The sequence below is a fragment of the Xanthobacter oligotrophicus genome, assembly GCF_008364685.1.
Taxonomy (GTDB): domain Bacteria; phylum Pseudomonadota; class Alphaproteobacteria; order Rhizobiales; family Xanthobacteraceae; genus Xanthobacter; species Xanthobacter oligotrophicus.
Genome location: NZ_VTTL01000005.1, coordinates 234068 through 259985, shown reverse-complemented (window position 1 = coordinate 259985; position 25918 = coordinate 234068). Strand labels below are relative to the sequence as shown.

26 protein-coding genes, 1 tRNA gene and 1 riboswitch are annotated in these 25918 nt (G+C 68.8%); of the genes, 14 read left to right on the top strand and 13 right to left on the bottom strand.

What is annotated here, in order from left to right:
* Positions 1 to 63: 63 nt before the first annotated feature.
* A tRNA-Arg gene (locus FZ033_RS10195) sits at positions 64 to 140 on the bottom strand.
* Between the two features lie 140 nt (positions 141 to 280).
* Here FZ033_RS10195 and FZ033_RS10190 point away from each other — a divergent pair.
* The 4 genes from FZ033_RS10190 to rpsA all read left to right on the top strand — a co-directional run bounded on the left by FZ033_RS10190 (position 281) and on the right by rpsA (position 5612).
* Positions 281 to 1228 (top strand): hypothetical protein, encoded by a 948-nt coding sequence (locus FZ033_RS10190; RefSeq protein ID WP_149576022.1) that lies wholly within the window; start codon positions 281 to 283, stop codon positions 1226 to 1228.
* A gap of 107 nt (positions 1229 to 1335) precedes the next feature.
* Entirely contained in the window at positions 1336 to 2811 is a 1476-nt protein-coding gene (locus FZ033_RS10185) for a M48 family metalloprotease (RefSeq protein WP_149576021.1), read from the top strand.
* A gap of 117 nt (positions 2812 to 2928) precedes the next feature.
* Positions 2929 to 3444, top strand: coding sequence for a universal stress protein (locus FZ033_RS10180; protein WP_149576020.1), 516 nt, complete (start codon positions 2929 to 2931; stop codon positions 3442 to 3444).
* A gap of 440 nt (positions 3445 to 3884) precedes the next feature.
* Positions 3885 to 5612 (top strand): 30S ribosomal protein S1, encoded by a 1728-nt coding sequence (gene rpsA, locus FZ033_RS10175; RefSeq protein WP_149576019.1) that lies wholly within the window; start codon positions 3885 to 3887, stop codon positions 5610 to 5612.
* 237 nt (positions 5613 to 5849) lie between these two features.
* Here rpsA and FZ033_RS10170 read toward each other — a convergent pair whose 3' ends face one another.
* The 6 genes from FZ033_RS10170 to thiO all read right to left on the bottom strand — a co-directional run bounded on the left by FZ033_RS10170 (position 5850) and on the right by thiO (position 11465).
* Positions 5850 to 6599, bottom strand: coding sequence for a carbonic anhydrase (locus FZ033_RS10170; protein WP_149576018.1), 750 nt, complete (start codon positions 6597 to 6599; stop codon positions 5850 to 5852).
* 176 nt (positions 6600 to 6775) lie between these two features.
* On the bottom strand, positions 6776 to 8434 hold the full coding sequence (locus tag FZ033_RS10165; RefSeq protein ID WP_149576017.1) for an FAD-dependent monooxygenase: 1659 nt from the start codon (positions 8432 to 8434) through the stop codon (positions 6776 to 6778).
* A gap of 27 nt (positions 8435 to 8461) precedes the next feature.
* Positions 8462 to 9136 carry a thiamine phosphate synthase gene (locus tag FZ033_RS10160; protein ID WP_232847419.1) on the bottom strand — a complete coding sequence of 225 codons (675 nt, stop codon included), beginning with the start codon at positions 9134 to 9136 and terminating at the stop codon, positions 8462 to 8464.
* A 7-nt stretch (positions 9137 to 9143) separates the two neighbouring features.
* Entirely contained in the window at positions 9144 to 9959 is an 816-nt protein-coding gene (gene thiG, locus FZ033_RS10155) for a thiazole synthase (protein WP_408068476.1), read from the bottom strand.
* Positions 9960 to 10044: 85 nt separating this feature from the next.
* Positions 10045 to 10254, bottom strand: a complete 210-nt coding sequence (gene thiS / locus FZ033_RS10150; RefSeq protein WP_149576015.1) for a sulfur carrier protein ThiS — start codon at positions 10252 to 10254, stop codon at positions 10045 to 10047.
* A 5-nt stretch (positions 10255 to 10259) separates the two neighbouring features.
* Positions 10260 to 11465 (bottom strand): glycine oxidase ThiO, encoded by a 1206-nt coding sequence (gene thiO / locus FZ033_RS10145; protein ID WP_188079412.1) that lies wholly within the window; start codon positions 11463 to 11465, stop codon positions 10260 to 10262.
* Positions 11454 to 11553: riboswitch (TPP riboswitch) on the bottom strand. (Overlaps the previous gene by 12 nt.)
* A 101-nt stretch (positions 11554 to 11654) precedes the next feature.
* On the opposite strand from thiO, the gene FZ033_RS10140 reads away from it, so the two are divergent.
* From FZ033_RS10140 to FZ033_RS10120, 5 genes are all read left to right on the top strand, one after another.
* A complete protein-coding gene (locus tag FZ033_RS10140) occupies positions 11655 to 12278 on the top strand; it encodes a glutathione S-transferase family protein (protein WP_149576014.1) in 624 nt (207 codons plus the stop codon).
* Between the two features lie 72 nt (positions 12279 to 12350).
* The gene (locus FZ033_RS10135; RefSeq protein WP_149576013.1) at positions 12351 to 12791 is read left to right on the top strand and encodes an NUDIX domain-containing protein; all 441 of its coding nucleotides are present in this window, start codon (positions 12351 to 12353) and stop codon (positions 12789 to 12791) included.
* Between the two features lie 184 nt (positions 12792 to 12975).
* Positions 12976 to 13947: a signal peptide peptidase SppA gene (gene sppA / locus FZ033_RS10130; protein WP_149576012.1), complete on the top strand. Its 972-nt coding sequence runs from the start codon at positions 12976 to 12978 to the stop codon at positions 13945 to 13947.
* Between the two features lie 100 nt (positions 13948 to 14047).
* Positions 14048 to 14332, top strand: a complete 285-nt coding sequence (ihfB, locus tag FZ033_RS10125; RefSeq protein WP_012114247.1) for an integration host factor subunit beta — start codon at positions 14048 to 14050, stop codon at positions 14330 to 14332.
* Positions 14333 to 14338: 6 nt separating this feature from the next.
* Entirely contained in the window at positions 14339 to 14659 is a 321-nt protein-coding gene (locus FZ033_RS10120) for a lipopolysaccharide assembly protein LapA domain-containing protein (RefSeq protein ID WP_149576011.1), read from the top strand.
* A 47-nt stretch (positions 14660 to 14706) separates the two neighbouring features.
* Here FZ033_RS10120 and cysW read toward each other — a convergent pair whose 3' ends face one another.
* The 3 genes from cysW to FZ033_RS10105 all read right to left on the bottom strand — a co-directional run bounded on the left by cysW (position 14707) and on the right by FZ033_RS10105 (position 16979).
* A complete protein-coding gene (gene cysW, locus FZ033_RS10115) occupies positions 14707 to 15579 on the bottom strand; it encodes a sulfate ABC transporter permease subunit CysW (RefSeq protein ID WP_149576010.1) in 873 nt (290 codons plus the stop codon).
* Position 15580: 1 nt separating this feature from the next.
* Positions 15581 to 16447, bottom strand: coding sequence for a sulfate ABC transporter permease subunit CysT (gene cysT, locus FZ033_RS10110; protein WP_149576009.1), 867 nt, complete (start codon positions 16445 to 16447; stop codon positions 15581 to 15583).
* Positions 16448 to 16643: 196 nt separating this feature from the next.
* Positions 16644 to 16979, bottom strand: coding sequence for a hypothetical protein (locus tag FZ033_RS10105; protein ID WP_149576008.1), 336 nt, complete (start codon positions 16977 to 16979; stop codon positions 16644 to 16646).
* Positions 16980 to 17226: 247 nt separating this feature from the next.
* Here FZ033_RS10105 and FZ033_RS10100 point away from each other — a divergent pair, with 247 nt between their 5' ends.
* Complete coding sequence (locus tag FZ033_RS10100; RefSeq protein ID WP_149576007.1) at positions 17227 to 18261, top strand: aspartate-semialdehyde dehydrogenase; 1035 nt, start codon at positions 17227 to 17229, stop codon at positions 18259 to 18261.
* A 66-nt stretch (positions 18262 to 18327) separates the two neighbouring features.
* On the opposite strand, the gene FZ033_RS10095 is transcribed toward FZ033_RS10100, so the two are convergent.
* The gene (locus FZ033_RS10095; protein WP_149576006.1) at positions 18328 to 19254 is read right to left on the bottom strand and encodes a DMT family transporter; all 927 of its coding nucleotides are present in this window, start codon (positions 19252 to 19254) and stop codon (positions 18328 to 18330) included.
* A gap of 297 nt (positions 19255 to 19551) precedes the next feature.
* On the opposite strand from FZ033_RS10095, the gene FZ033_RS10090 reads away from it, so the two are divergent.
* On the top strand, positions 19552 to 19764 hold the full coding sequence (locus tag FZ033_RS10090) for a Trm112 family protein (protein ID WP_041576750.1): 213 nt from the start codon (positions 19552 to 19554) through the stop codon (positions 19762 to 19764).
* 122 nt (positions 19765 to 19886) lie between these two features.
* Here FZ033_RS10090 and FZ033_RS10085 read toward each other — a convergent pair whose 3' ends face one another.
* Together FZ033_RS10085 and FZ033_RS10080 are read right to left on the bottom strand one after the other, a co-directional pair.
* Entirely contained in the window at positions 19887 to 21059 is a 1173-nt protein-coding gene (locus FZ033_RS10085; RefSeq protein WP_188079411.1) for an alpha/beta fold hydrolase, read from the bottom strand.
* 204 nt (positions 21060 to 21263) lie between these two features.
* Positions 21264 to 22520, bottom strand: coding sequence for a ubiquinone biosynthesis hydroxylase (locus tag FZ033_RS10080; RefSeq protein WP_188079426.1), 1257 nt, complete (start codon positions 22518 to 22520; stop codon positions 21264 to 21266).
* A gap of 241 nt (positions 22521 to 22761) precedes the next feature.
* Here FZ033_RS10080 and tesB point away from each other — a divergent pair, with 241 nt between their 5' ends.
* The 3 genes from tesB (at position 22762) to FZ033_RS10065 (ending at position 25814) form a co-directional block, all read left to right on the top strand.
* Positions 22762 to 23634, top strand: a complete 873-nt coding sequence (tesB, locus tag FZ033_RS10075; RefSeq protein WP_149576003.1) for an acyl-CoA thioesterase II — start codon at positions 22762 to 22764, stop codon at positions 23632 to 23634.
* A 315-nt stretch (positions 23635 to 23949) separates the two neighbouring features.
* Positions 23950 to 24288 carry a P-II family nitrogen regulator gene (locus tag FZ033_RS10070; RefSeq protein ID WP_012114237.1) on the top strand — a complete coding sequence of 113 codons (339 nt, stop codon included), beginning with the start codon at positions 23950 to 23952 and terminating at the stop codon, positions 24286 to 24288.
* Between the two features lie 29 nt (positions 24289 to 24317).
* Positions 24318 to 25814 (top strand): ammonium transporter, encoded by a 1497-nt coding sequence (locus FZ033_RS10065; RefSeq protein WP_149576002.1) that lies wholly within the window; start codon positions 24318 to 24320, stop codon positions 25812 to 25814.
* Positions 25815 to 25918 lie beyond the last annotated feature (104 nt).

Genomic DNA, 25918 nt, shown 5'->3' with positions numbered 1-25918 from the left:
CGGCTCACAGCTCTGATTTTAAAGGGGGCTTCAGACGTTACGAGACGCCTCTGGATGGCAAACTGGTGTCCCGGAAGGGATTCGAACCCCTGACCTGCGGTTTAGGAAACCGCTGCTCTATCCTGCTGAGCTACCGGGACACAGCCTCCTTCTAGAACGAGCCGCGGCAGGAGGAAAGGGCGTCGGACGGGGGGTGGACAGGGGCCGGTGGAAAGGGGGTGTAAGCAGAGTTGATCGCGGGTGCCTTCATGCGCCCGCCCCTATCGGCTATCGTCTTGGCATGCACCTGCGCACCCACGACACCCGCTTCGCCCGCAGCCGCGCGCAGGCACCGGACGCAAAGCGGGAATGGGGTTTGCGCCGCGTGGGGACGGGTCTTCTCGCCATCGCCGCAACCGCGATCGCCCTCGCGGGCGCCGCCACCGGAGCGGAGCCAACCGCGTCGGACGCCGTCTGTGTGCCGGCGGAGCAGGACCGCCTGGAAGGCGTTTCCGGCCTTGCGGCCGATTGGTCCGATGCGGGCGCCCTCATCCTCTCCGACGGGCGGCGGCTGGTACCGGAAGGCATCGCCCTGCCCTCGCGGCTCGCGAGCGATGCGGCGCTGCCCCGCGCGGCCGAACGCGCGGCGCGCGCCGCCCTCGCCTCCTGCCTTGTGCGGCCCGCCGCCGGGCGCACCGACCGACACGGCCGTTTGTCGGCGGCCGGCTGGGTGGCCTGTCCGGCGCGAAACGAGCCGGCGGAGGAAGACCTCGCCACGGCACTGCTGCGCGCAGGCGCCGGCTATGCCCAGCCCACGGCACAGGATGAAGGATGCCTCGCCCAGCGGCTTGCGGCCGAGACGCAGGCCCGGACGGCCCGGCGCGGCATCTGGGCCGAGCCAACGGCGGTGGCGCCTGCCGCCGACGAGGAGGCCATGGCCATCCGCTCCGGCCTGTTCACCGTAGCAGAGGGGCGTGTGCTCGCAGCCGGTGGAACGCGGGATCGGATTTTTATCAATTTCGGGTCAAGCTGGCGGCAAGATTTCACTGCGATGATGGAAAGGGAGGATTTCGCCACAATCATGGGCGATAGCCTTGAACCAGCCATGTTGCGCGGCACCCTGGTGCGGGTGCGCGGCGTGGTACGCGCGGAAGGGGGGCCTGCCATCATGCTGCGGCGGCCGGGCGAGATCGCCCTTCTGGCCGGCGCGCAGGCGCGGGCAGCGCGCGGAAAGCGCGGCGGCGAGTGACACAGTTGCATGAGGTTTCGGTGCGGGATGTGAGTCAACAGCGGCCAGGCGGCAAGACGGAGCGGGCGACGCAGCCCGCGTCCGGGCGCGCCACATGCCGTTGGGGCATGCGCCATTGGGGCACCTTCGCCCGCGCGCTGCCGCTGCTGTTCCCGCTGTGGCTGTCGGCCTGCGCCGGCCTCGACCTCGACCAGGCGAGCGTGCCTTTGACCTCGCCCGCCTCGGCGTCCGAATACGCCGACATGTCGCCCAACCAGCGCCGCGAGCATGAGCGCCTGGTGGCAAGCTATGGCGGCGCCTACAACGATCCCGAGCTGAAAGCCCTGATCCAGCAGGTGGTGGAGCGCCTGGTCGCCGCCTCCGAGCGGCCCGACCTGAAATATCGCGTCACCGTGCTCAACTCGCCGGCCATCAACGCCTTCGCCTTGCCGGACGGCTCCCTCTACGTCACCCGCGGCCTGCTCTCGCTCGCCAACGACACGTCCGAGCTGTCCTCGGTGCTGGCCCACGAGATGGCCCATGTCATCGCCCGCCACGCCACCATCCGCGAGGACCAGGTGAAGCAGGCGGTGCTGGTCAGCCGCGTCATCTCCGACGTGGTCAACGATCCCGACCTCGGGGCTCTGGCCATGCAGAAGAGCCGGCGGACGCTCGCCTCGTTCTCGCGCGGGCAGGAGTTGGAGGCGGACGCCATCGGGGTGGGCATCGCCGCGCGCGCGGGCTTTGATCCCTACGGCGCCTCGCGCTTCCTCACCGACATGGGCCGGTTCGGCGACCTGAAGAGCGCGGCCTTTTCCGGCTCGTCCTCCACCACGCCGGACATGGACTTCCTGTCCTCTCATCCGGCCACGCCCGAGCGCATCTCCATCGCCATCGCCAATGCCCGGCAATATGCCAACGGCGCCCCCCAGGGCGACGGCGAGCGCGACCGCAACGCCTATTTCTCCGCCATCGACGGCATGGTCTATGGCGATGATCCCAAGGAAGGCTTCGTGCGCGGGCGCAAGTTCTTCCATCCCAAGCTGGGCTTCACCTTCACCGCGCCCGAGGGCTTCTCCCTGGAGAACACCTCCCAGGCGGTGCTGGGCGCCACCCAGACCGGGCGGGAGGCGCTGCGCCTCGACGCGGTGCGGGTCGCCCCGGACCAGTCCCTGGCGCAGTATCTGTCCTCCGGCTGGGTCGAAGGGGTGGAGATCAACACGGTGGAAAGCCTCACCGTGAACGGATTTACCGCCGCCACCGCCATCGCCCGCGGCGACCAATGGTCGTTCCGCATGTTCGCCATCCGCTTCGGATCGGATGTCTACCGCCTCATCTTTGCGGCGCGGGAGCTGACCCCGGAGCTGGACAAGCAGTTCCGCGCCGCCGCCGACACCTTCCGCCGAGTCTCCTCCGGCGAGGCGGAGACGGTGAAGCCGCTGCGGGTGCGCATCGTCACCGCCGGGCTGGGCGACAACCTGGAGAAGGTGGCCAACCGCATGCAGGTGCCGGACCGGCCCATGGAGCGCTTCCTGATCCTCAACGGGCTCGATGCGGCAGCCAAGCTCAAGTACGGCGAGAAGGTGAAGATCATCTCCGAGTGAGGCGGGGCGCAGAGATGCTGCGTCAAAGCACGCCCGCTCCCGCCGAGTTGATCAACCTCAAGCCGCGGCCGATCCGACCTTTGCTATCATCGCGTCTCCCGAAAGGGGGAGAAGACGATGTACAAGAACATCCTCGTCGCCACCGACGGCTCGGCCCTTTCCGATCTCGCCGTCACCCAGGCTGTGGACCTGGCCGCAGCGCTCCACGCCCGCCTCGTCCTCATCACCGCCAGCGAGCCGTTCCACCTGCTCACCACCGAGGCGGAGCAGATCGCCGATACGGAAGACATCTACCGCCGCACCATGCAGCATCGCGCCGATCGCATCCTCGGCGCGGCGGCAGAGAAGGCCGCGGCGAGCGGCGTGGAGGCTGCGACGGTTCACGTGGAGAACGACCACCCGTTTGAGGCCATCATCGCCACCGCCGAGCGCGAAAAGTGCGATCTCATCGTCATGGCCTCCCACGGCCGGCGGGGCTTCTCCGCCCTGGTTCTCGGCAGCCAGACCACCAAGGTGCTCACCCATTCGACCATTCCCGTGCTGGTGGTCCGGGCCGAAGCGGCACCGGCCGAGCATGTGGCTGCGGCTGGACACGCCTCTCCCGGCGCCGCCTTGTCGGCACGCCGGGACTGATCCTTCCCAATCCCTGAGACGGATCGGGATCCTCCCCTTCCCAACTGCCCCCGCGGGTGGGAAAGGGGAGACGGCGAGGTCGATCCGGCGCGGGATTACCGCTCAGGCGCTCCAGCGCGCTCCATCCGGTACCAGCCCTTGCGTTGAAGGGGCTTTTGGACTATCTCAGCGCCGGTCCGAGGCTGCGCTCCTTCAAAAGCAGGAAGCTGCCCGGGCGGGCAGGGGTACGCGGGATACGCGGCCCTGATCGTCGGAGGCAGCCCGCCCTGGCTTTCGCTGAGCGCACAGCGCGACACCCAATTCATCGTCCGTACCGCCCGGCTCATGCGCCGGCCCGCCGCTTTGCCGGCGGCCGTTCGTCCTTCCTCATGGAAAGACGGACACCCGAGCGGTTCGGACCTCGCAACGCGAGATGCCGGCGCAAGAAGTCTGGAGCGTGAATGTCCGCCGTAGAAACCACCCGTGAAGATTTCGCCGCCCTACTCGACGAGAGCTTCGGCCGCGCCGACATGCAGGAAGGTGCCGTCGTCAAGGGCATCGTGGTCGCCATCGAGAAAGATCTGGCGATCATCGACATCGGTCTGAAGACCGAAGGCCGCGTGGCGCTGCGCGAATTCGCCGGCCCCGGCCGCGAGAACCCCATCCAGGTGGGCGACGAGGTCGAGGTCTATCTCGAGCGCGTCGAGAACGCCATGGGCGAAGCCGTCCTCTCTCGCGACAAGGCGCGCCGTGAGGAAAGCTGGATCAAGCTCGAGAAGGCGTTCACCGCCAACGAGAAGGTCTTCGGCGTGATCTTCAACCAGGTGAAGGGCGGCTTCACCGTCGATCTCGACGGCGCCGTGGCCTTCCTGCCGCGCTCCCAGGTGGACATCCGCCCGATCCGCGACGTCGGCCCGCTGATGCACAACCAGCAGCCGTTCCAGATCCTCAAGATGGACCGCCGCCGCGGCAACATCGTGGTCTCCCGCCGCACCGTGCTGGAAGAGACCCGCGCCGAGCAGCGCCACGAGCTGGTCCAGAACCTCGAGGAAGGCCAGGCCATCGACGGCGTGGTGAAGAACATCACCGACTACGGTGCGTTCGTTGACCTCGGCGGCATCGACGGCCTGCTGCACGTCACCGACATCGCCTGGCGCCGCGTGAACCACCCCACCGAGGTGCTCAACATCGGCCAGACGGTCAAGGTCAAGATCATCAAGATCAACCACGAGACCCACCGCATCTCGCTCGGCATGAAGCAGCTTCTGGGCGATCCCTGGGAGGGCATCGAGGCCAAGTATCCGGTGGAGGCCCGCTTCAAGGGTCGCGTCACCAACATCACCGACTACGGCGCGTTCGTGGAACTGGAGCCGGGCATCGAAGGCCTGATCCACGTCTCCGAAATGTCGTGGACCAAGAAGAACGTCCACCCCGGCAAGATCGTCTCCACCTCCCAGGAGGTCGAGGTCCAGGTGCTGGAAGTGGACAGCGCCAAGCGCCGCATCTCGCTCGGTCTCAAGCAGACCCTCCAGAACCCCTGGGAGGCCTTCGCCGAGAAGTATGCCCCCGGCGCGGTGGTGGAAGGCGAGGTCAAGAACAAGACCGAGTTCGGCCTGTTCCTCGGCCTCGACGGCGATGTGGACGGCATGGTCCACCTCTCCGACCTCGACTGGAACCGTCCGGGCGAGCAGGTGATCGACGAATACCGCAAGGGCGACATGGTCAAGGCCGTGGTGCTCGACGTGGACGTCGAGAAGGAGCGCATCTCCCTCGGCATCAAGCAGCTTGCCGGCGATCCCTTCGCCGAGGCCGGCGAGGTGAAGAAGGGTGCCATCGTCACCTGCGAAGTCACCGACGTGAAGGACGGCGGCATCGAGGTGAAGCTCACCGGCACCGATCTCTCCGCCTTCATCAAGCGGTCGGAACTGGCCCGCGAGCGCAACGACCAGCGCCCCGAGCGCTTCTCGGTGGGCGACAAGCTGGATGCCCGCGTCACCCTGTTCGACCGCAAGGCGCGCAAGGTGCAGGTCTCCGTCAAGGCGCTCGAGATCGCTGAGGAGAAGGAGGCCGTGGCCACCTACGGCTCGCAGGATTCGGGCGCTTCGCTCGGTGACATCCTCGGCGCCGCGCTCAAGCAGCGTGCCGCCGGCGGCGATGCCGACGAGAAGGAAGAGGCCAAGGAAGACTGATCGCATCCTTGCGATCGGCAGAAACGGAAAGGGCCGGCGCACTGCGCCGGCCCTTTTTTGCGTTGGAGCGGTCGGACGTCCGACGGCCGTTGGCGTCATATACCGTTACGCCGCAATTCTTCCGGCAGAGGGGTAGACCATCGGCCTCGATCTTGGACCGACGCCAAGTGGGTTACGCTCAAACGCCCACGCGGGCTTGACCGATGGCGGGGGAGAGAAGCTCACCCGCCATCGCTATCAGTTGAGCCGCAGCAGGAAGCGCCTGTTCACGGCCTGGAGCGGCCGGGCGTTCATGGGGAAGATGGCGCGGAAGGCGGCGATGTCAGCCTCCCCAACCGTGATGGGTTCGGCGAAGACGTTCCAGTCCACCACCTCCGAGCACGGCGGCGTGGTCAGCGAGCCCTCGTAGCGATAGGTGGCCCGCTGCGCCGGCAGCAATGCCGTGGGATCGAGCGGCGCCTTGAGCGGGGCGGCGCCCTCGGCACGCGGTGCGCTCGCCATCAGCTCCGAGAAGCCGGCATTGGGCGCGCCCGGCTTCAGGAACACCCCCACCACGAGCAGGCCGCCTCCGGGCACGTCATGGACGAAATGCGCCTCCATGGCCGTGCGCTCCCCGTTCAGGGCATGCTCGCTCGGCGCGTGGAAGTGGAACTGGCGCAGGGTGTAGGTCTTGCCGCCCATGGTGGCCGTTCCCGCATCCCCCACCACGTCGGCCTGGATGGTGTGGCCGTTGTTGACGATCTTGAAGGCGTCGGGCTTCCAGGCCAGCGTCGGCCCGTCTCCGGCGGCCTGCACGGCCCCTTCCAGATTGATGGGCGACTGCTGGCTTCCCACCGCGCAGGCCTGGAAGCTGCTTTCCAGCGACCCCCATTCCTGCGGGCCGCCGTGGCCCTCATACGTCCAGTGCGCTCCGGCCGCGTGCGCGGCACTGGCGCAGACCGGGCACGAGACGAGGCCCGCGAGCAAAGTACGACGTGTAACGGCCATGGCGTTTCCCCCTTACGACATCCGAATTCCATCGGTCTGCGAAAGCTAGAGCACGAGAGGTGCGAATGGAAATGGTGCTGGTGCCATTTCGCCGGCAAATCACGCTCGAAATCTTGGCCTGAAGCCAGATACGCTTCGTTCCAGCCCGAAATGGCACCAGACGCCTTTGCGTTAACCTACCCCGCTCCCACCGCCTGCCGCAGGGCGGCGCCCGCCTCCGCCGCATTACCCCGCCAGGCAAGATAGCCGTCCGGACGCACCAGCACCGCCTCGCCCGCGCCGAGCCCGTAGGCGGCGGCAAAGCCCCCCGCCTCGTCCGCTATAAGGCTCACCCCATAGGGATCGGAAAGGTCGGCCCCCGCCGGAGCTACCGCGACCACCCGGACCGGCACGCTGCTTCCGGCCAGTTCCGCGCCAAGGGCCTCCGTGGCCGCGAGGGCGGCGGGCGTCCCGTCGAGAGCGACGACGGCCACGAAATCCGTGCCGCGCAGGAGATCGAACATCCTGAGCGGCGCACCCACACCCCGCCGCCTGAGGCCCGCGGCATCCGGCGCCCGGTCGCCAGCCACCGGGAGCCGGTCGCCGGGGAGCCCTTCGGGCGCGGCCGCGCCGCCCGCCACCGCCGCGCCGGCAAGGCCGGCATAGGACACCCGGATCTGGGTGTCGGCGAGCCGGTCGCGGGCGCCACCGGAAGCGCCGATATTGACGCTTTCGGCGACGGTGCGGGCGATCACGTCCTGCGCCACCGGCCGGCGCTCGGCTTCGTAGCTGTCGAGCAGCGCGGCGGGCGCCCTGCCCCGCATCACCAGCGCCAGCTTCCAGGCGAGGTTGTAGGCATCCTGGATGCCGGTGTTCATCCCCTGCCCGCCGGTGGGCGGATGGATGTGGCAGGCATCCCCCGCCAGGAACACCTGGCCTTCGCGATAGCGCGCCGCCAGCCGCATGGAGATGCGGAACTGGGACGACCAGCGCAGGTCGCCGACGACGATCTGCCCCGGCGCGATGCGATCGGCCACCGCCTGGAGGTCTGCCAGCGACGGCCCCGGCCGCTCGGACTGGATGCCGTGGGCCTCGCCCGATCCCGCAGTGGCCAGGCTCTCCGGCGCCAGCATGGAGACCCGGTAGCGCCCGTGCTCCGGCAGCGGGATGGCGATGAACAGGTCCGGCGCCGTATCCTCGCGCAGGCGCATGAGGCGCAGGGCGATGCCGCGCGCCGGCTTCAGGTCGCCCGGGAAGGCAAGATGCACGTCGCCCAGCATGAAGGGATAGGGAAAGGCATCGCCCTCGAACGGGATGCCGAGGGCATGGCGCACGAAGCTGTGGGCGCCATCACACCCCACCACGAAGCGGGCATGGGCGAAATCCTCCCGCCCGTCCGGCCCGACGAGGTCGAGCCGCACCTTCTCCCCCGCCTGCACGAGGCCGTTCACCGCGACGCCCCGCTCCACTTCAATGCCGAAGCCCACAAGATGCTCGGTGAGGATGCGCTCGGTCACCGGCTGAGGGATACCGATCATGCCGTAAGGCAGGTCCGACAGGTCGGGGGCGATGGTCCGCGCCGGCGCCCCGTCCACCGCTAGGCAGAGCCCCTCGAACCACAGGCCGGCGTCGATCATGGCGCGGACGACGCCCATGTCCTCATAGACTTCCAGGGTCCGGGGCGTGACGCCCAGCGCGCGGCAATAGATGGACGGTGCGGCGGCCTTCTCCAGGACGCGACAGCGCACCCCGTGGCGCGCCAGCTCCGCCGCCAGCGTGAGCCCCACCGGGCCGGCGCCGACCACGATCACATCCGCCGGTCCCCGCACTGAATCCTGCCCCGATCGCTGCCCCATGCCCGCCTCCCCCGTTTCGGGCAAGGTTCAGCTTTTGGCCCGCGCATGCAAGGCCGCATCGGGATCGGACTCGCTCTTGGGGGCCTTTCCGCGCCACGCTGCCAGGAGGGCCGAAAACTCCGCAGCCGGATCCTCCGCCCCCATCACCGAGCCCATGACGGCGAGCCCCGCGGCGCCGGCGTCGCGGCAAGAGCGGGCATTGGCGGGCGCGATGCCCGCAAGGGCGATCACCGGAACCGGAGAGGCGGCAGCGAAGGCCGCCAGTCCCGCCATCCCCAGCGCCGGGCCATAGCCGGGCTTGGACGCGGTGAGAAAGACGGGGCTCGCGGTGATGTAGTCGAGGCTGGCCCGGTCGGCAGATTCCGCCTCGGCCAAAGTGTGGATGGAGAGCCCCACCAGCGCATCCGGACCCAGCAGCGCCCGTGCGTCTCCCGCATGCCCGCCACCGGACAGGTGCACCCCGTCCGCCCCGGCGGCGCGCGCCAGTTCAGCCGGGCCGTGGAGCGTCAGGCGGGGACGGAAGGCGTGTGTCGCCTCCCGAAGGTGCGCGAACAGGGCGATCTGCTCCACCGCCGGCAGGTCCTTTTCCCGAAGGCTGATCCAGCGGCATCCGCCGGCGCAGGCCTCCACCGCCACCTGCGCGAGATCCCTCCGCGCCAGCGCGCGGGCGGTGATCAGCAGCAGCGGCGGCTCGGGCAGCACGCGGCGCTCAGCTCCCCACCAGCCCGAACTCGGGGCTGGACGCCTCCGCATGCAGCTTCTTCGGAATGCGGCCCGACAGGCGGGCGAGGCGGCCGCCCTCCACGGCGTAGCGGAAGGCGGTGGCCATGCGCACCGGATCGTGCGCCTTCGACACCGCCGTGTTGAGCAGCACGGCGGAGCAGCCCAGCTCCATGGCCAAAGCCGCGTCGGAGGCGGTGCCGATGCCGGCATCCAGCACCACCGGCACCGGCGAGCGGGCGCAGATCAGCTCGATCATGTGCGGGTTGGCGATGCCGAGCCCGGTGCCGATCATGGAGCCCAGCGGCATCACCGTGGCGGCGCCGAGATCGGCCAGCTTCTGGCAGGTGACGGGATCATCATTGCAATAGGGCAGCACCACGAAGCCCCGCGACACCAGTTCCTCGGTGGCCTTCAGCAGCTCCTCCACATTGGGATAGAGCAGCTCGCGGTCGCCGATGACCTCCAGCTTCACCCAGTCCGTCTCCAGCGCCTCGCGGGCAAGCTCTGCTGTGAGCACGGCGTCCTTGGCGGTCTGGCAACCGGCGGTGTTGGGCAGGATATGGACGCGGCCGGAGAGCAGGTCGGTCAGGCTCTCCTCATAGCCGGCGAGGCTGATGCGGCGGATGGAGGCGGTGGCCATCTCAGACCCCGACGCCTCCAGCGCATCGAGAAACACCTTCTGGTTGGGATACCCCGCCGTGCCGAGGAACAGGCGCGAGGAGAACGCGCGCCCGGCGATGACGAGCGGGTCGTTGGGAGACTGGGAGACGGCGCTCATGGTGATGCTTCCCGGCGCCGCCATGGGGCGCCTCTTGGAGTTTCGTCCCGGCGTCGTCGGGCGACGCCTGTTGTTATGGCCGGGCGGTCGCGGCGGTCAGCCGCCCTGCTCAGCCACCTTGCTTGGCCTCGATGATCTCCACCGCGTCACCGGCGGCAAGCGCCGCCTCGCCCCAGGTGCGGCGCGGCACCACGGCGCCGTTCACCGCCACCGCGATGCCCTTGCGCTCAGGGTCGAGCCCCTTGGAGCGCAGCAGGTCGGCGACCGTCGCCGCCTGATGGTCCTCGGGCGCTCCGTTCACCTTCAGGGCGAGCGTCATCGCGCTCACTCCGCAGCCGCGCGCGGGGCAAAGCGCGCCGCGCCGAAGGGGACCGCCACGTCCGCCATGCGGCCCGACAGGACATAATCGGCGATGACTTGCGTAGTGACCGGCAAGAGCAGGATGCCGTTGCGGTGGTGGCCGGTGGCATAGATGAGGCCGTCCACCTCCTCGCTCGGGCCGAGGATGGGGGCATCGTCCCGGCTGCCGGGCCGGAAGCCGACCCATTGCTCGATAATGGTCAACTCCTCCAGGGTCGGCAGGGCACGCCACGCATTGGTGAGCAGCGCGAGCTGTCCGCCGGCGGTGAGGTCGGTATCGAAGCCCTTCTCCTCAGTGGTGGCGCCGATGATGAGGCGGCCATCGTGGCGCGGCACCAGATAGGCGCCCGGCGCCCACAGCACATGGGAGAGGATGGGGGCGGCGGGGTCCATGCGCAGCGCCAGCATCTGGCCCTTGATGGGCCGCACCGGCAGCGGCGTGGCGGGGGCGATGTCGATGCCCCGGCTCCAGGCCCCGGCGGCCAGCACCACCACGTCGGCGGGGTGAACCGCGTCGCCTGCCACCAGGCCGGTGACGCGGCCGCCGACAGTCTCCACCCGCGAGACGGGCGTGTGCTCGTGGATATTCACGCCGGCCTTCAGCGCCGCCACCTTGAGCGCGGCAGCCACCTTGCGGTTGTCCACCTGATGGTCCTCAAGGGTCAGGATGCCGCCGGCAAGCTTGGGCGAGAGATAGGGCTCGCGCCGCCGCACCTGCGCCGCCGTGAGCCATTCCACCGGCAGGCCGAGGGACTGCTGGAGGGCGAACAGGTGCCGCAGCCGCGCAAGATCGTCGGCGGTGAGGGCGATGGTGAGCGTGCCTTCGGTGCGCAGGTCCACGGGCGAACCGGCCGCCTGCTCCAGCTCCGCGGCAAATGCGGGCCACAGGACCTGGCTGGCACGGTTGAGGGCGAGGAGGCCCTCCTCCCCCGGCTCGGCCTCGGCGCAGGCGGCGAGCATGCCGGCGGCAGCGCGGCTCGCGCCCTGGCCGGTTTCCCCCGCCTCGAAGACATCCACGGGGCAGCCCGCCTCGGCGAGCCGCCATGCGAGGGCGAGGCCGATGACCCCGCCGCCAGCGATGGCGACGCGCGGGCGCGCAGATGCCGGACCAGTGGCTCTCGAGCCGGCTGAAGAAGAACTGGACGTAAAGGTCGACAAGCTGGCGCTCATCGGCGTCTCCCTACGCTGGAATGACCCAGACAGGTTCGATGGGTGTGATCTCAGCCGCGCATGATGCGTGGCACCCCAGGCCGTTCTGGTATTATCCATGCCTGAGCCGGGATCGCAAGGCCCCAAAACCGACTCGACGCCCCCAATTGTTCCCTATATGTTCCTGTCCAGCACTAGCGGAGGAGCAGCATGAAACTCTATTGGGCGCCACACACCCGGGCCTTCCGCATCCTCTGGCTGATGGAGGAGGCCGGCGCGCCCTATGAGCGGGAGCTGGTGGATATCCGCACGGGGGCGCAGGACGATCCAGCCTTCCGCCGCATCAATCCCATGGGCAAGGTGCCGGCGCTGAGCGATGGCGATGCCCATCTCGCCGAGAGCGGCGCCATCTGCGCCTATGTGGCGGAACAGGTGCCAGCGGCCCATCTTGCCCCGCCAGTGGGCGATCCACTGCGGGCGCGCTACCTCCACTGGATGTTCTTTTCCGCCGGCTGCATGGAGCCGGCCTTCCTGCAAAAGATGAAAGGCATCGAGCTGCCCAAGAGCGCCGCCGGCTGGGGCAGCTTCGACCTTGTGATGGAGGTGGTGGACGAGGCGCTGAAGGACGGCCCCTATCTGCTGGGCGAAGCCTTTACCGCCGCCGACATCATGCTGGCCATGGACCTGTGGTACGCCATTCACCTGCTCAAGGTGGTCACGCCCACGCCGCGGATGGCCGCCTATGTGGCGCGCTGCACCGCCCGCCCCGCCTTCCAGCGCGCCGAGGCCATCGAGGCGGCAGAACTGGCGGCCCGGGCGGTCGCGGCCGGATAGGCCCCGCGCGTACCCCGCATGCCGCGCGCGAATCGCGAGGCGCACTGAGCCGGCTTCGGCTATGCTTGGATCATGCTTCCGCTGTTCCACTTCCTCCGGCGCCTGCGCCACGGCATGACGCTCGGGGTGCGCGTGCTCGCCGTGGACGATGCGGAGCGGGTGCTGCTGGTGCGGCATTCCTATGTGGCGGGCTGGCACCTGCCGGGCGGCGGCGTCGATGTGGGCGAGAGCGCGGAGGCGGCGGCACGGCGCGAGCTGAAGGAAGAGGCCAATGTGGAGGCCGACGGGCCGCTCGCCCTGGCCGGTGTCTTCTTCAATCCCCGCGTGGGTGGGCGCGACCATGTGGTGCTGTACCGCACGTCCGGGCTCATCGTCGGCCCCCGGCCGGAGCGCAACCTGGAGATCGTTGCGGCCGAGTTCTTTGCACCCGATGCCCTGCCGGAGGATATGTCCCCCGCCACCGGGCGGCGCGTGGCCGAATGGCGCGGCGCGCCGGCCAGCGACCGCTGGTGAACGCTCCGGCCACGGTGACGGGACGGGACGCCGCGGGAACCGCTTGCCGAATGCCGGGTTCCGCCCGTGGCTCCGGGGGACACCTTGACCACGAGTGCCTTGCCAACCCCGGGCCACCTGCTTAAGTGCGGCCCATCGGTCTTGTCCGCCTGCGGCGGCCGGTGTGCCCTGAAGGAGCTGAGTCATGTCGCTCGACGCGGACCAGATCGTCGAACGCCGCCGCCTGCGGCGGAAGGTTACTTTCTGGCGCACCCTCGGCGTGCTCGCCGCCGTCGCCGCCCTCGCGGTGGGGGTGGCCTCCGTGGCGGGCGACGGCGTCTCGGCCTCATCGCCCCATGTGGCGCGGGTGACCATCGGCGGCATCATCCGCAACGACCGTGCGCGGGTCGAACTGCTGGAGGAGATCGGCCGCTCGCGGGCGCGGGCGGTGATCTTGTCCATCGACAGCCCCGGCGGCACGGTCACCGGCTCCGAGCAATTGTTCGACGCCCTGCGTCGCCTCGCCGAAAAGAAGCCGGTGGTCGCGGTGGTGGAAGGCATCGCCGCATCGGGGGCCTACATCGCGGCGCTGGGCGCCGACCACATCGTGGCCCGGCGCAACGCGCTGGTGGGCTCGGTGGGGGTGATCTACCAGTATCCCAACGTCACCGAGCTGCTGAAGACCGTGGGCGTGGCCATGGAGGACATCAAGTCCTCCCCGCTCAAGGCCTCGCCCAATCCCTACACCCCCACCACGCCGGAAGCGCGGGCGGCGGTGGAATCGCTGGTGAAGGACAGCTACGCCTGGTTCAAGGGCCTGGTGAGCGAGCGGCGCAAGATGTCCGACGACAAGCTCGCCACGGTGACGGACGGGCGCGTCTTCACCGGCCACCAGGGCCTCGACCTTCAACTGGTGGATGAACTGGGCGACGAGCGCACCGCCCGGGCCTGGCTCGCCCGCGAGAAGGGCGTGCCGGAAAATCTCAGGGTCCGCAGCTGGCGCACACGGGAGGTGGATTCCGAGTTCGGCTGGCTGCTCGGCGCCGCGCGCGGCACTGTGGCGGCGCTGGGCTTCCCCCAGGCCGCCGAGTTCCTCACCCAGACCGCCCGCGGCGCGCTGGAGCGCGCCCAGCTTGACGGTCTACTGGCCCTCTGGCACCCTCGGAGCGACGGGTGACAAGGGCTTGAGGCTCCTGCATTAAACGCGGCAATCCGTCGCCGGAAGGCGGCCTTTCCGCCAAACCCAGCGGATCGTTCTCAAGGGACATGCGGCCATCATGATCAAGTCCGAACTCGTCCAGAAGATCGCCGAGGCCAACCCGCACCTCTACCAGCGGGATGTGGAGAACATCGTCAACGCCATCCTGGAGCAGGTGGCCTCCGCCCTCGAGCGTGGCGACCGGGTGGAGCTGCGCGGCTTCGGCGCCTTCTCGGTGAAGAAGCGCGACGCCCGCGTCGGCCGCAACCCGCGCACCGGCAAGCAGGTGGACGTGAGCGAGAAGACCGTTCCTTACTTCAAGACCGGAAAAGAGATGCGCGAGCGTCTCAACACCGGAAAGTAGGCGCCCGTGGCCCGCATCCTCTCCATCCTCATCGGCCTGCCGCTCTCCATCGTCGCGGTGGCCCTCGCCGTGGCGAACCGCAAGAACGTCACCCTGTCCCTCGACCCGTTCTCGCCGGATGCGCCCGCGCTGTCGGTGACGCTGCCCCTGTTCGCGCTGGTGTTCGCCGCGCTGATCGTGGGCGTGCTGGCCGGCGGCATCGTGGTGTGGGCCCGGCAGGGCCGCTTCCGCCGCGCGGCGCGCGAAGCCAAGCGCGAGTTGAAGCGGGTCGCGCCGGCTCAGCAGCCCTCCTCCACCGCCCTCGGCCTGCCGGCCCCGCGCGGCTGAATTCGGGCAGGTGAATTCGGGCAGGCCCGGTTCGCACGACGCGTGTGTCAGTGCCCCGGCCGCCTGGCCGGGACCCGCTCTTCGCGCGAGCGCTCAGCGCGCTCGATGAGATATTTCGCCACCAGTGTGAACAGCGCCACGCCGGCCAGAACCGTCGCGGCGGCGAAGGCGGCGACGACGTGGCTGTCCTGGTACAAAAGCTCGATCTGCAGAGCCAGGGTCGAGGTCTGCCCGCGAATGTTGCCCGACACCACCGAGACCGCGCCGAACTCGCCCATCACCCGCGCGTTGCACAAGGCCGCGCCATAGAGCAGGGCGAAGCGCACGTTGGGCAGGGTGACGAGGCGCAGCACGTCGAAGCCGTTGGCGCCCAGGCTCACCGCCGCCTCTTCCTCGTCGCGCCCCTGCGCCATCATCAGCGGCGCCAGCTCGCGCACCACGAACGGCGCAGTGACGAACAGGCTGGCGAGAATGATGGCCGGCAGCGCAAATATGATCTTGATGTCGTGGGCCTGCAGGAATGGCCCGAACAACCCCTGCCCACCGAAGACGAACAGGAAGGCCACGCCGGCCACGATGGGCGAGATGGAGAAAGGCAGCTCCACCACCGCCAGCAGCAGGTTGCGGCCGGGGAAGCTGAACTTGGTCACCGCCCAGGCGGCAGCGATACCGAAGCCGACGTTCACCGGCACGCAGACCAGCGCGGTGATGATCGTGAGGCCGACGGCGTGCAGCGTATCCGGCCGCGCCAGCGCCTCGGCATAGGCTGAAAAGCCGCGCGCGAACGCCTCGGAGAAGATGACCGCCAGCGGCGCGATGAGGGCCACCGCCGTGGTGGCGAGCACCAAGGTGAGAAGCGCCGCCCGCGTGCGCACCCCATCGCCCACGCGGCGGCGGTTGCGGTTGACCGGGGCCGCCATCTCAGCCCTCCCCCAGCGCGCTGCGCTGGTGCCAGGCCTGCACGGCGTTGACCACCAGCAGCATGAGGAAGGCGAGCGCCAGCATGGTCACGGCAATGGCCGCGGCGGCCGCATAGTCATATTCCTCCAGCCGGATGAAGGTGAGCAGCGCCACGATCTCGGTGCGGAAGGGCTGGTTGCCGGCGATGAACACCACCGCGCCGAACTCCCCCAGCGAGCGGGCGAAGGCGAGCGAGGTGCCGGCGAGGAAGGCGGGAAAAAGCGTCGGGAAGATCACCGAGCGGAAGATGCGCAGGTCCGAGGCGCCCAGCGTCGCCGCCGCCTCCTCCAGCTCCGGCTCCATGTCCTCCAGCACCGGCTGAACAGTGCGCACCACGAAGGGGATGGAGGTGAAGGCCATGGCGCAGACGATGCCCGCAGGCGCATAGGCCACCTGGATGCCCCATTGGGCCAGCGGCGCGCCGAACCAGCCGTTTTTCGCGAACAGGGTGGTGAGCGCGAGGCCCGCCACCGCCGTGGGCAGGGCGAAGGGCACGTCCACCATGGCGTCCAGCAGGCGCTTGCCGGGAAACTCGTAGCGCACCAGCACCCAGGCAAGGCCCAGGCCGTACACCGCATTGAACAGGGCGGCGGCGGCCGCGGTGGTGATGGTGATCTGGAACGAGGCCAGCGTGCGCGGCGAGGTGATGATGGCGATATAGCCCCAGAACCCCACGTCCGCCGCCTTCAGCAGCAGCGCGGCGATGGGCAAAAGCACGATCAGGCCGAGGTAGAGCAGCGTCAGCCCCAGGGAGAGGCGGAAGCCGGGAATGACGCTGCGCGGGGCCCGGCCGGCCCCGGCCGGAAACGCGAAACGAAGGCGGGGCATGAACGCGGCCCTGTCGGCTGTCTGGCTTGAAAGAGCGCGGCACGGCCGCAATCGAAGGGGCGTTATGGCGTGGCGCGCGCCAAATGTCATTCCGTTACGGGAGAAAATTTATCTCACGTTAGATCGATGTGTTTATCGGGCACAAAAAAAGGCCGCGCTCCTGCGGCCCTCTTTCCGTGCGCCTTGATAGGGCGGATCAGAAGCCCGGCAACTCGAACGGGCCAGGCAGCGGCGAGCGGATGCCGCTGATGGGCCCGGTACCGGAGGCGCCGCCGCCATCATAGGTCGGGTAGAACCAGCCGGGAGGCAGGGCATAGTCCAGATAGGACTTGGAACCAGGCTTCACCACGGTGCCGGCGTCCAGATAGGAGCGGCGGGTGATCTCGATGCGGCTGCGCTTCTTGACGGTGGTCTGCGCCGAGGCGTCATCCGCCGAAACGACAGAGGCGACGCCCGTCAGCGCCACCGCGGACGTCACCGCGAGCGCCAGCCGGAACGCCGCGGCGATGGTGAAGTACGGCGCGACACGCATGACATCCTCCCGAAACGGCACAGCCGCCGCCCCTGCCTGAATTAGGACACTCTTGGCCCTGGTGCAAGGAAACGCAGGGGCGCAGGGGGATGTTCCCCGAACGTCCGGCACCGCGCGTTGCGTTGGCGCAACAGTTCGCCTGACATGCGGAACCTCGCGCTCGCGGAATCTTCAATTTGCAAGCGCGGGCCGTTCGGCCTAAAACCCCCGTTCCGGCTAACAGGGCCGGCAGATCCCGAGGAATATCATGGGTTACAAGGTCGCCGTCGTCGGCGCCACGGGCAACGTGGGCCGGGAGATCCTCTCGATCCTCGCCGAGCGGGGCTTTCCCGCGGACGAGGTTGTGGCGCTTGCTTCGCGCCGCTCGCAGGGCGTGGAAGTCTCCTTCGGTGACAAAACCCTCAAGGTGAAGGCGCTCGAAACCTACGACTTCTCCGACACCGACATCTGCCTGATGTCGGCCGGCGGTTCCGTGTCGAAGGAATGGTCGCCGAAGATCGGCGCGCAGGGCTGCGTCGTCATCGACAATTCGTCCCAGTGGCGCATGGATCCGGACGTGCCGCTGATCGTGCCCGAGGTGAATGCGGACGACATCGTCGGCTTCACCAAGAAGAACATCATCGCCAATCCCAACTGCTCCACGGCGCAGCTGGTGGTGGCGCTGAAGCCGCTGCACGATGCCGCCACCATCAAGCGCGTGGTGGTCTCCACCTACCAGTCCGTCTCCGGCGCCGGCAAGGACGCCATGGACGAGCTGTTCACCCAGACCCGGGCCATCTTCGTGTCGGATCCGGTGGAGCCGAAGAAGTTCCCCAAGCGCATCGCCTTCAACCTCATTCCCCAGATCGACGTCTTCCTCGACGACGGCTCGACCAAGGAAGAGTGGAAGATGGTGGCCGAGACCAAGAAGATCCTCGATCCGAAGATCAAGCTGACGGCCACCTGCGTACGCGTGCCGGTGTTCATCTCCCACTCGGAATCGGTGAACGTCGAGTTCGAGAAGGAGCTTTCCGCCGAGGACGCGCGCAAGATCCTGCGCGAGGCCCCGGGCATCCTCGTCATCGACACCCGCGAGCCGGGCGGCTACGCCACCCCGCACGAGGCTGCCGGCGAGGACGCCACCTTCATCTCGCGCCTGCGCGACGACCCGACCGTGGACAACGCCATCAACTTCTGGTGCGTGTCCGACAACCTGCGCAAGGGCGCGGCGCTCAACGCGGTGCAGATCGCCGAGGTGCTGGTGAACCGCAAGCTCATCACCGCCCGCAGCAAGGCTGCCTGATCGCACCTGCGCTTTCCCTGACGAATGTGAACGGCCCTCCTCGGAGGGCCGTTTTCGTTTTGGGCCTCAGGCAGGTCCCGCCGGATCGGCGGCAGGGGCCGGCGCCCGCCGCCGTCCCGCCCGCTGAGCCAGCGCCACCACCACCGCCACGCCAAGAGCGAACAGCAGCGTCTCGGCATCGGGCCGCTCGCCGTTGATGGGCCAGGCGAGGCCCACGGTGACAAAAGTCTGGAGCAGTTGCACCTGCCCCACCCGCGCGATGCCGCCCAGCGCCAGCCCGGCATTCCAGAAGAAGAAGCCGATGAACTGGCTGAACAGGCCGAGATAGACCAGTGCCGCCCACGATTCGCCCACCACCGTCCGCCCCCACGGAAAGGTCAGGATCGCCGCCGGCACCGTGACCGGCAGGGCGAGGATGAGCATGAAGGCGATCACCTCCCAGCCCGCCATGCGCCGGGCGAGCCGTCCGGAGACCGCATAGCCGGCGGCGCAGATGACCACGGCGAGGAAGAGCAGCGTGTCGCCATAGCCGAACCCGCCCGTCGCGCCGTTGCGCAGGGCGAAAGCGGCCACCAGCCCCGCCCCCGCCGCGCTGGCCGCGAACAGGCCGAGGCCGGGGCGCTCCCCGGCGAGCACGGTGGCGGCAATGGCGGTGCACAACGGCAGGAGGCCGAGCACGATGCCGCCATGGGCCGCCGGGACGGTCTGGGTGGCAACCCCGATGAGGATGGGGAAGCCGAACACCAAAGCAAGGGTGGCCAGCACCAGGTCGCGCCGGGTTTCTCGCGCCCCGAACGGCCACGGCCGGCGCAGGACGAGCACCACCGCGAGCGCGCAGAAGCCGGCCAGCGCCGCGCGGCCGAAGCTGATGAACCAGGGGCTGAGATCGTGCAGGGCGAGCCGCGTCATGGGCAGCGTCGCGCCGAACATGACGACGGCGACGAGGCCCAGGACAAGCCCCAGGGGCGATTGGCGATTCGGGCGGCGGTCCATGGATGCCTTGTAACAATTTACATTGGGGCGGCGGTGGTCCCCCGCTGCTTAGGGGACTGGCCGCCCTGGCGATAACGAATCCGGCTGATGGCTGCATCAGCGTGCCTGATGGATCGGACCAGATTGGGGGTGAAACGCCCGCCCGCCCCCGCTATGGTGGCACCGCCCCGCCGCGGGGCGATCCGGCGCAGCTTCGCGTTTCTTCGTGACGTGGGCCCGCGCCGGCTGGTGTCCAATGCGTTTTCTGCACGCGAGCCGGTCTGCGCCTCGCCTGAAGACGCCCTGACGAGTGTTGCGATGATCCAAGCCCAGCGCCCCGGCCACGACGTGGACCCCAAGCTGCTCGAAATCCTGGTGTGCCCCCTCACCAAGGCGCCGCTGGAATATGACCGCGAGCGCCAGGAGCTGGTCTCCCGCGCCGCGCGCCTCGCCTATCCCATCCGCGACGGCATCCCGATCATGCTGGCCGACGAGGCCCGCAAGCTCGACGAGAGCGAACTCTCCCGCTGAGGGCGCGTTATCCGTTCAACTGACAGGGTAGGCTGAACGGGTCGTGCTCCGGAACACGACCCGAGCAAATCGAACCCATCCGCTCGGGTCGGCACACCGTCTTTGCGACGGGCCCGGCGCTTTCAGCGCTGCCCGCAATTGTCCGGCGCAGGCTGGCCGGCGAAGCGCGCGGCCATCCAGGCGACCGCATCGGCTGCGGTGTCGCGCGCGATGAAAAGGTGGCCGACTTTCGCAAGCAGGACGAAGTCCACCCGATTGCCCGCCTTGCAGAGCCGGTCGCGATAGGCCTCGGTGATGGAGGGTCGCACCAGCGGGTCGCTCGCCCCCTGGGCGAGAAAGACCGGGATATGGGCGGGCAGCGGGCCGGGGGAGTTTTCTGCCAGCAGCCGGCGCCATGGCTCGCGGTCTGCAAGATTGTCGACCTTCAGAAAACCCTTCTTCAGCCCCTCGGTCGGGCCCAGTCGCGAGAAGGCGTCGGACAGACTCTCCAGACACAGGCCGGCAAGGTGGTCGACCACCGGCTCGGCTTGCGCGGTGACGACCGCATCCAACGGCGCGCCATAGACCCGCGACCACGACCACAGCGTCATCGCCGTGACGTTGTTGCCGCCGCTGGTGCCCATGTCGTCGCTCATGAGGGTGGCGAGATCGGTCGCCGGGGCGGCGGCCGCGACGCCGACGAGCTTGAGCTCGGGAGCGTAGCGGGCCGCGATGATACCGGTGAACAATGCGGCGTGGCCGCCCTGCGAATGGCCCCAGACGACGAACCTGTCGCCTGCATGCGTTCCGGCGAGCCCGCGCGCGGCGCGGACGGTATCGATGACCGCGCGGGCCTCGCTCTCGCCAACCAGATAGGGATGAACCTCAGGCGTGCCCAGGCCGGGATAATCGGTGGCGGTGACGACGAAGCCCTTCTGCAGCATCTCGCCAAGCCCCTGTACGGAGCCGAAGAAGCCTGACGCAAGCGAGGGCGCGCAGCGGCTGACGACACCCGTGGTCGGATGCGCCCATGCGACCACCGGGCGCCCGCCTGCAGGCGGTTCGCCGGCGGGCGAGATGATCACGCCGGAGACCTTCACCGGTTCGCCGGACAGGCTCGTGGACCAGTAGATCACCCGAACGGCTTGCGCACCCTCGGGCCCGCCGGGCATGGCCTCGGCGCTGACCAGCGCGCCCGGCGACGTATCCGAGCGCGCCGCGCGCGGGAACGCGAGCAACGCGAGGAGGAGCAACAGGCACGGCCCGACGACGCGCAGCGCGCTTCCTCGCCGCCAAGACGAGGCTTCGAACGGCATGCGAATGACCCGCACACCCGAAGTTGCAGTTCTCATGTATGGATTTCCTTGCCAGAGGGGCCGGCCGGCCCCCAGCAGCCCGCGCCGGCGCGTCTTCGCCGCGAGAGCGTTTTCCGTTCGCCTTCGCTTACGGCAATCGCTCTCGGCTCTCGCGTTGACGCGTTTTCTTCACGCGAACCGGTATCCACTTCGCTCGAAAACGCTTTAAAGCGCCTCGCCGCGCAGCAGCTTCGGCACCTGGCCGGTGAGGCCTGCCGCATCGCGGATGAACAGGCCCTTGAGGCGCGGCATGCGGTCCACCAGGCCGAGGCCGAGGTCACGCACCGCGCGCAGCGCGTCGGAGCGGTTGGAGAACAGGCGGTTGAGCCCGTCCGTCGCCACGCCCATGGCCAGGGTGTCGAACCGCCGCCAGCGCTGGTAGCGCTCCAGCACCGCCGGGCCGGCGAAATCGAGCCCCACCCGCGCCGCATCCGTCACCGCCTCGGCCAGCGCCGCCACGTCGCGCAGGCCCATGTTCAGCCCCTGCCCGGCGATGGGGTGGATGAGATGGGCCGCATCCCCCACCAGAGCGAGGCGCTCGCCGATGAAGCTGCGCGCCATGGCGAAGCCCAAAGGATAGGCACGCGGCTTGGTCACCGGCTTCACCCAGCCGAGGCGATGGCCGAACCGCTGCTCCAGTTCCTCCTGGAAGACGATGGCCGGCAACGCCACGATGCGGTCGGCATCCTCCGTGCGCTCGGTCCACACGATGGAGGAGCGGTTGCCCGGCAGGGGCAGGATGGCGAACGGGCCGGGGGGCAGGAAATGCTCTTCCGCCCGGCCCTCGTGGGGCCGCTCGTGTTCCACCGCGAAGGTGATGCCGCTCTGGCCATAGCCCCAGGCCACGTTGGCGATGCCGGCCATGCCGCGAATGCGCGATTTGGCGCCGTCGCAGGCCACCAGAAGCTGGGCCCTGAGCGCCGGCGCGCCGGCGGCCGAAAGGCTCACGCCGGAGCGGTCGGCGGTAAAATCGTCCACCGATTGGGCGCGCAGATCGATGCCGGCGGAGCGCGCCGCATCGATGAGGGCATATTGCAGGTCGGCGTTGGGCACCATGTGGGCGAAGGCCTCGCCCGGCTCCACATCGCCGTCGAAAGTGAGGAAGGTGGGGCGCGCCACGTCCTTGGTGCGGCTGTCGGTCACCACCATGGCCTGGATGGGCTGGGCCTTGGCCCCCACGTGCTGCCACACGCCGAGGGTGGTGAGCATGCGCCGCGCGCCGGCGGCGATGGCCGAGCAACGACCGTCATCCACCGTGGCGTGGGAGAGATAGGGGTCGAACAGCACGATATCGGCATCCGGCCCGAGCCCCTGGCGCAGGGCCAGCGCAAGGCTGAGGCCGGCGAGCCCGCCCCCGACGATGGCCACGTCCGCCCGCGGCGCGGCCGCGGTGGCGGCAAAGCCGGCTCCGGCGTGCGGCATCTCGGCCTGGGGCTCGGACATGTTCAGCCCGGTCATCGCTTCACTCCTTAGAACCTTTTTCCCGGCGGGCCCGCCCGGCCGGCACCGATCCTGTATCCGTTCCGCTGCTCTTCGTCCCGCCCTATAGGGAAGTCGCCTGACGCAAAGGGACTTGACGCGATCCGCACGAGCGTGGCGTGTTCGGACCCCATCCCTTCCCTCCGGAGCGCGCCGCGCGCCGGCCTTCAGCGAGCCAAGCCCTATGACCGGATCACCGTCCGACGTGGATACGCTTCTGGGCATCCTCGACCTGGAACCCCTTGAGATCAACCTGTTCCGCGGTCGCACCGTCACCCCGGACGGGGGCCGGGTGTTCGGCGGGCAGGTGGTGGCGCAGGCGCTGGTGGCGGCGCGGCGCACGGTGGAAGCCGAGCGCGTCACCCATTCGCTCCACGGTTATTTCCTGCTGGGCGGCGATCCGCGCGTGCCCATCATCTACGACGTGGACCGCATCCGCGACGGGCGTTCCTTCACCACCCGCCGCGTGGTGGCGATCCAGCACGGCCAGGCCATCTTCAGCATGTCCGTTTCGTTCCAGGTGGTGGAAGACGGGCTGCACCATCAGGGCGCCATGCCGGATGTGCCGACGCCGGAGGACCTGCCCTCCGACGACTCCTGGCGCGACAAGCTGATGGCGCGCTTTCCCTCCGCCGCCAAGCGCGACTGGATGGCGCTGCGGCCGCTGGAGGTGAAGCCCACCAGCCTAGACCCTGCCTATCTGGGTGCGCCCGGCGCGCGACCCAGCATGTGGCTGCGCACCCGCGGCCCTCTGCCGGACGATCTGCCCACACATCAGGCGGTGCTTGCCTACGCTTCGGACCTCGCCCTGCTCCAGGCCGCACTCCTGCCGCACGGCAAGTCGGTGTTCGACCGCGACATGCAGGTGGCGAGCCTCGACCATGCCCTGTGGTTCCACCGCCCGTTCCGGGCCGACGACTGGCTGCTCTACACCCAGGAGAGCCCCACGGCCGCCGGCGCGCGCGGATTTTGCCGTGGTGAAATCTTCACCCGTGACGGCACGCTGGTGGCTTCAGCGGCACAGGAAGGCCTGATGCGCCCCGTCACCCCCCGCTAAAGGCACTGAAAAGGTATTTCAGCACTCCATCTCGCGACTGCGAAGATAAGATGCCGATCTATTGGGCTTAACGACCAATAAGTAGGCAAAAAAAGCGGCAAGTCAGCGGCAAAGCAACGGCCTTACGTTGCGTGGCCTAAAAATAGGCACGCCGAACCCCCATCCTTATGACTTGGCACGGTACTTGATTCCCTCCTGCGCAGGCTTGCCAGCCGCGGCGCGGATCTCCCCGACCCGCTCAGCGAAGCCGCCGCGAGAAAACAGCCGACACGCGTCATTTGCGGCGCATCGGCATCAGGGAACAGGGACCGATCCATGAAGATCGTCATGGCCATCATCAAGCCATTCAAGCTGGAGGAGGTGCGCGACGCCCTCACCGGTATCGGTGTGCACGGTCTGACCGTGACCGAGGTGAAGGGATACGGCCGTCAGAAGGGCCACACCGAGATCTACCGCGGCGCTGAATACGCCGTCAGCTTCCTGCCGAAGCTGAAGATCGAGGTCGCAGTGTCCGCCGACCAGGTCTCCAAGGTGGTGGAAGCCATCACCGCTTCCGCCAAGACCGGCCAGATCGGCGACGGAAAGATTTTCGTCCTGCCGATCGAGCACGCCGTGCGCATCCGCACGGGCGAGACCGACGCCGACGCGCTTTGAGCCTTTCTCATTCGACGGAGCTTTCATCCATGACGTCCAAGACGTGGTCCCGCGTGGGGATTCCCGCGCTTCTCCTGGCAACGGCATTCGCCTTGCCGGTGCTGGCCCAGACGGCCGCACCTGCCGCCGACGCCACCACGACCGCCGCAGCCGCCGCGGCGGCCCCCACCGTGAACAAGGGCGACGTGGCGTGGATGCTCACGTCCGCGCTGCTCGTGCTCATGATGTCGGTGCCCGGCCTGTTCCTGTTCTACGGTGGCCTCCTGCGCGCCAAGAACATGCTGTCCATGCTCATGCAGGTCGGCTACTGCGTGGCCATCGTCGGCCTCATCTGGGTGCTGTACGGCTACTCCCTCGCCTTCACCGGCGGCTCGCCCTTCATCGGCGGCTTCTCCAAGGCGTTCCTGTCGGGCGTGACCGGCGAATCGCTGGCCGCCACCTTCTCGGTGGGCGTGGCCATTCCAGAGCTGGTGTACATCGCGTTCCAGATGACCTTCGCGATGATCACCCCCGCGCTGATCTTCGGCGCGTTCGCGGAGCGCACCAAGTTCACCGCCGTGGTGCTGTTCGTGCCGCTGTGGGTGACCTTCGTGTACTTCCCGGTCGCGCACATGGTCTGGTACTGGGCCGGCCCGGATGCCATCGACGCCGCCGCCAAGGCCGTGGCTGCCGCCGCTGACGGCGCCGCCAAGACCGCCGCCCAGGCCGCCCTCGACAGCGTGCTCGCCGACGCCGGCTACATCTTCTCCCTCGGCGCCATCGACTTCGCCGGCGGCACCGTGGTGCACATCAACGCCGGCATCGCCGGCCTCGTCGCCTGCCTCATGGTCGGCAAGCGCCTGGGCTACGGCAAGGAGGCGCTCTCGCCCCACTCGCTGACGCTCACCATGGTCGGCGCCTCCCTGCTGTGGGTCGGCTGGTTCGGCTTCAACGCCGGCTCCAACCTCGAGGCCAACGCGGTCACCGCGCTCGCCATGATGAACACCTTCATCGCCACCTGCGCCGCGGCCATCTCCTGGATGTTCGTGGAATGGCTGGTGAAGGGTAAGCCCTCCATGCTGGGCCTCGCCTCGGGCATCGTCGCCGGCCTCGTGGCCGTCACGCCGCCGTCGGGCTTCGCCGGCATCATGGGCTCGCTGGTGCTGGGCCTCATCGTCAGCCCCATCTGCTTCATCTTCTGCACGGCCATCAAGAACGCGTTCGGCTATGACGACGCGCTCGACGTGTTCGGCGTGCATGGCGTGGGCGGCATCGTCGGCGCCATCGCCACCGGCATCCTGGTGAGCCCGGCCCTCGGCGGCACCGGCATCTTCGACTACACCACCGGCGCCGTTGCCCCGTACGACATGGCCACCCAGGTCATTGCCCAGCTCAAGGCCGTCGGCGTCACCGTCGTGTGGTCGGGTGTCGGCACCGCGGTGATCTTGTTCATCATCTCCGTGGTCGTCGGCCTGCGTCCCACCACCGACGTGGAGCGCGAGGGCCTCGACATCAACGAGCACGGCGAGCGCGCCTACCACTCGTGATCTTTCCGGGGCGACGCGCCTTCGGGTGCGCCGCCCCGCCGGTATAAAAGAGGGGAACGAAGAAGAGCCTCGGCACCTTGGTGCCGGGGCTTTTTTCATGGCGG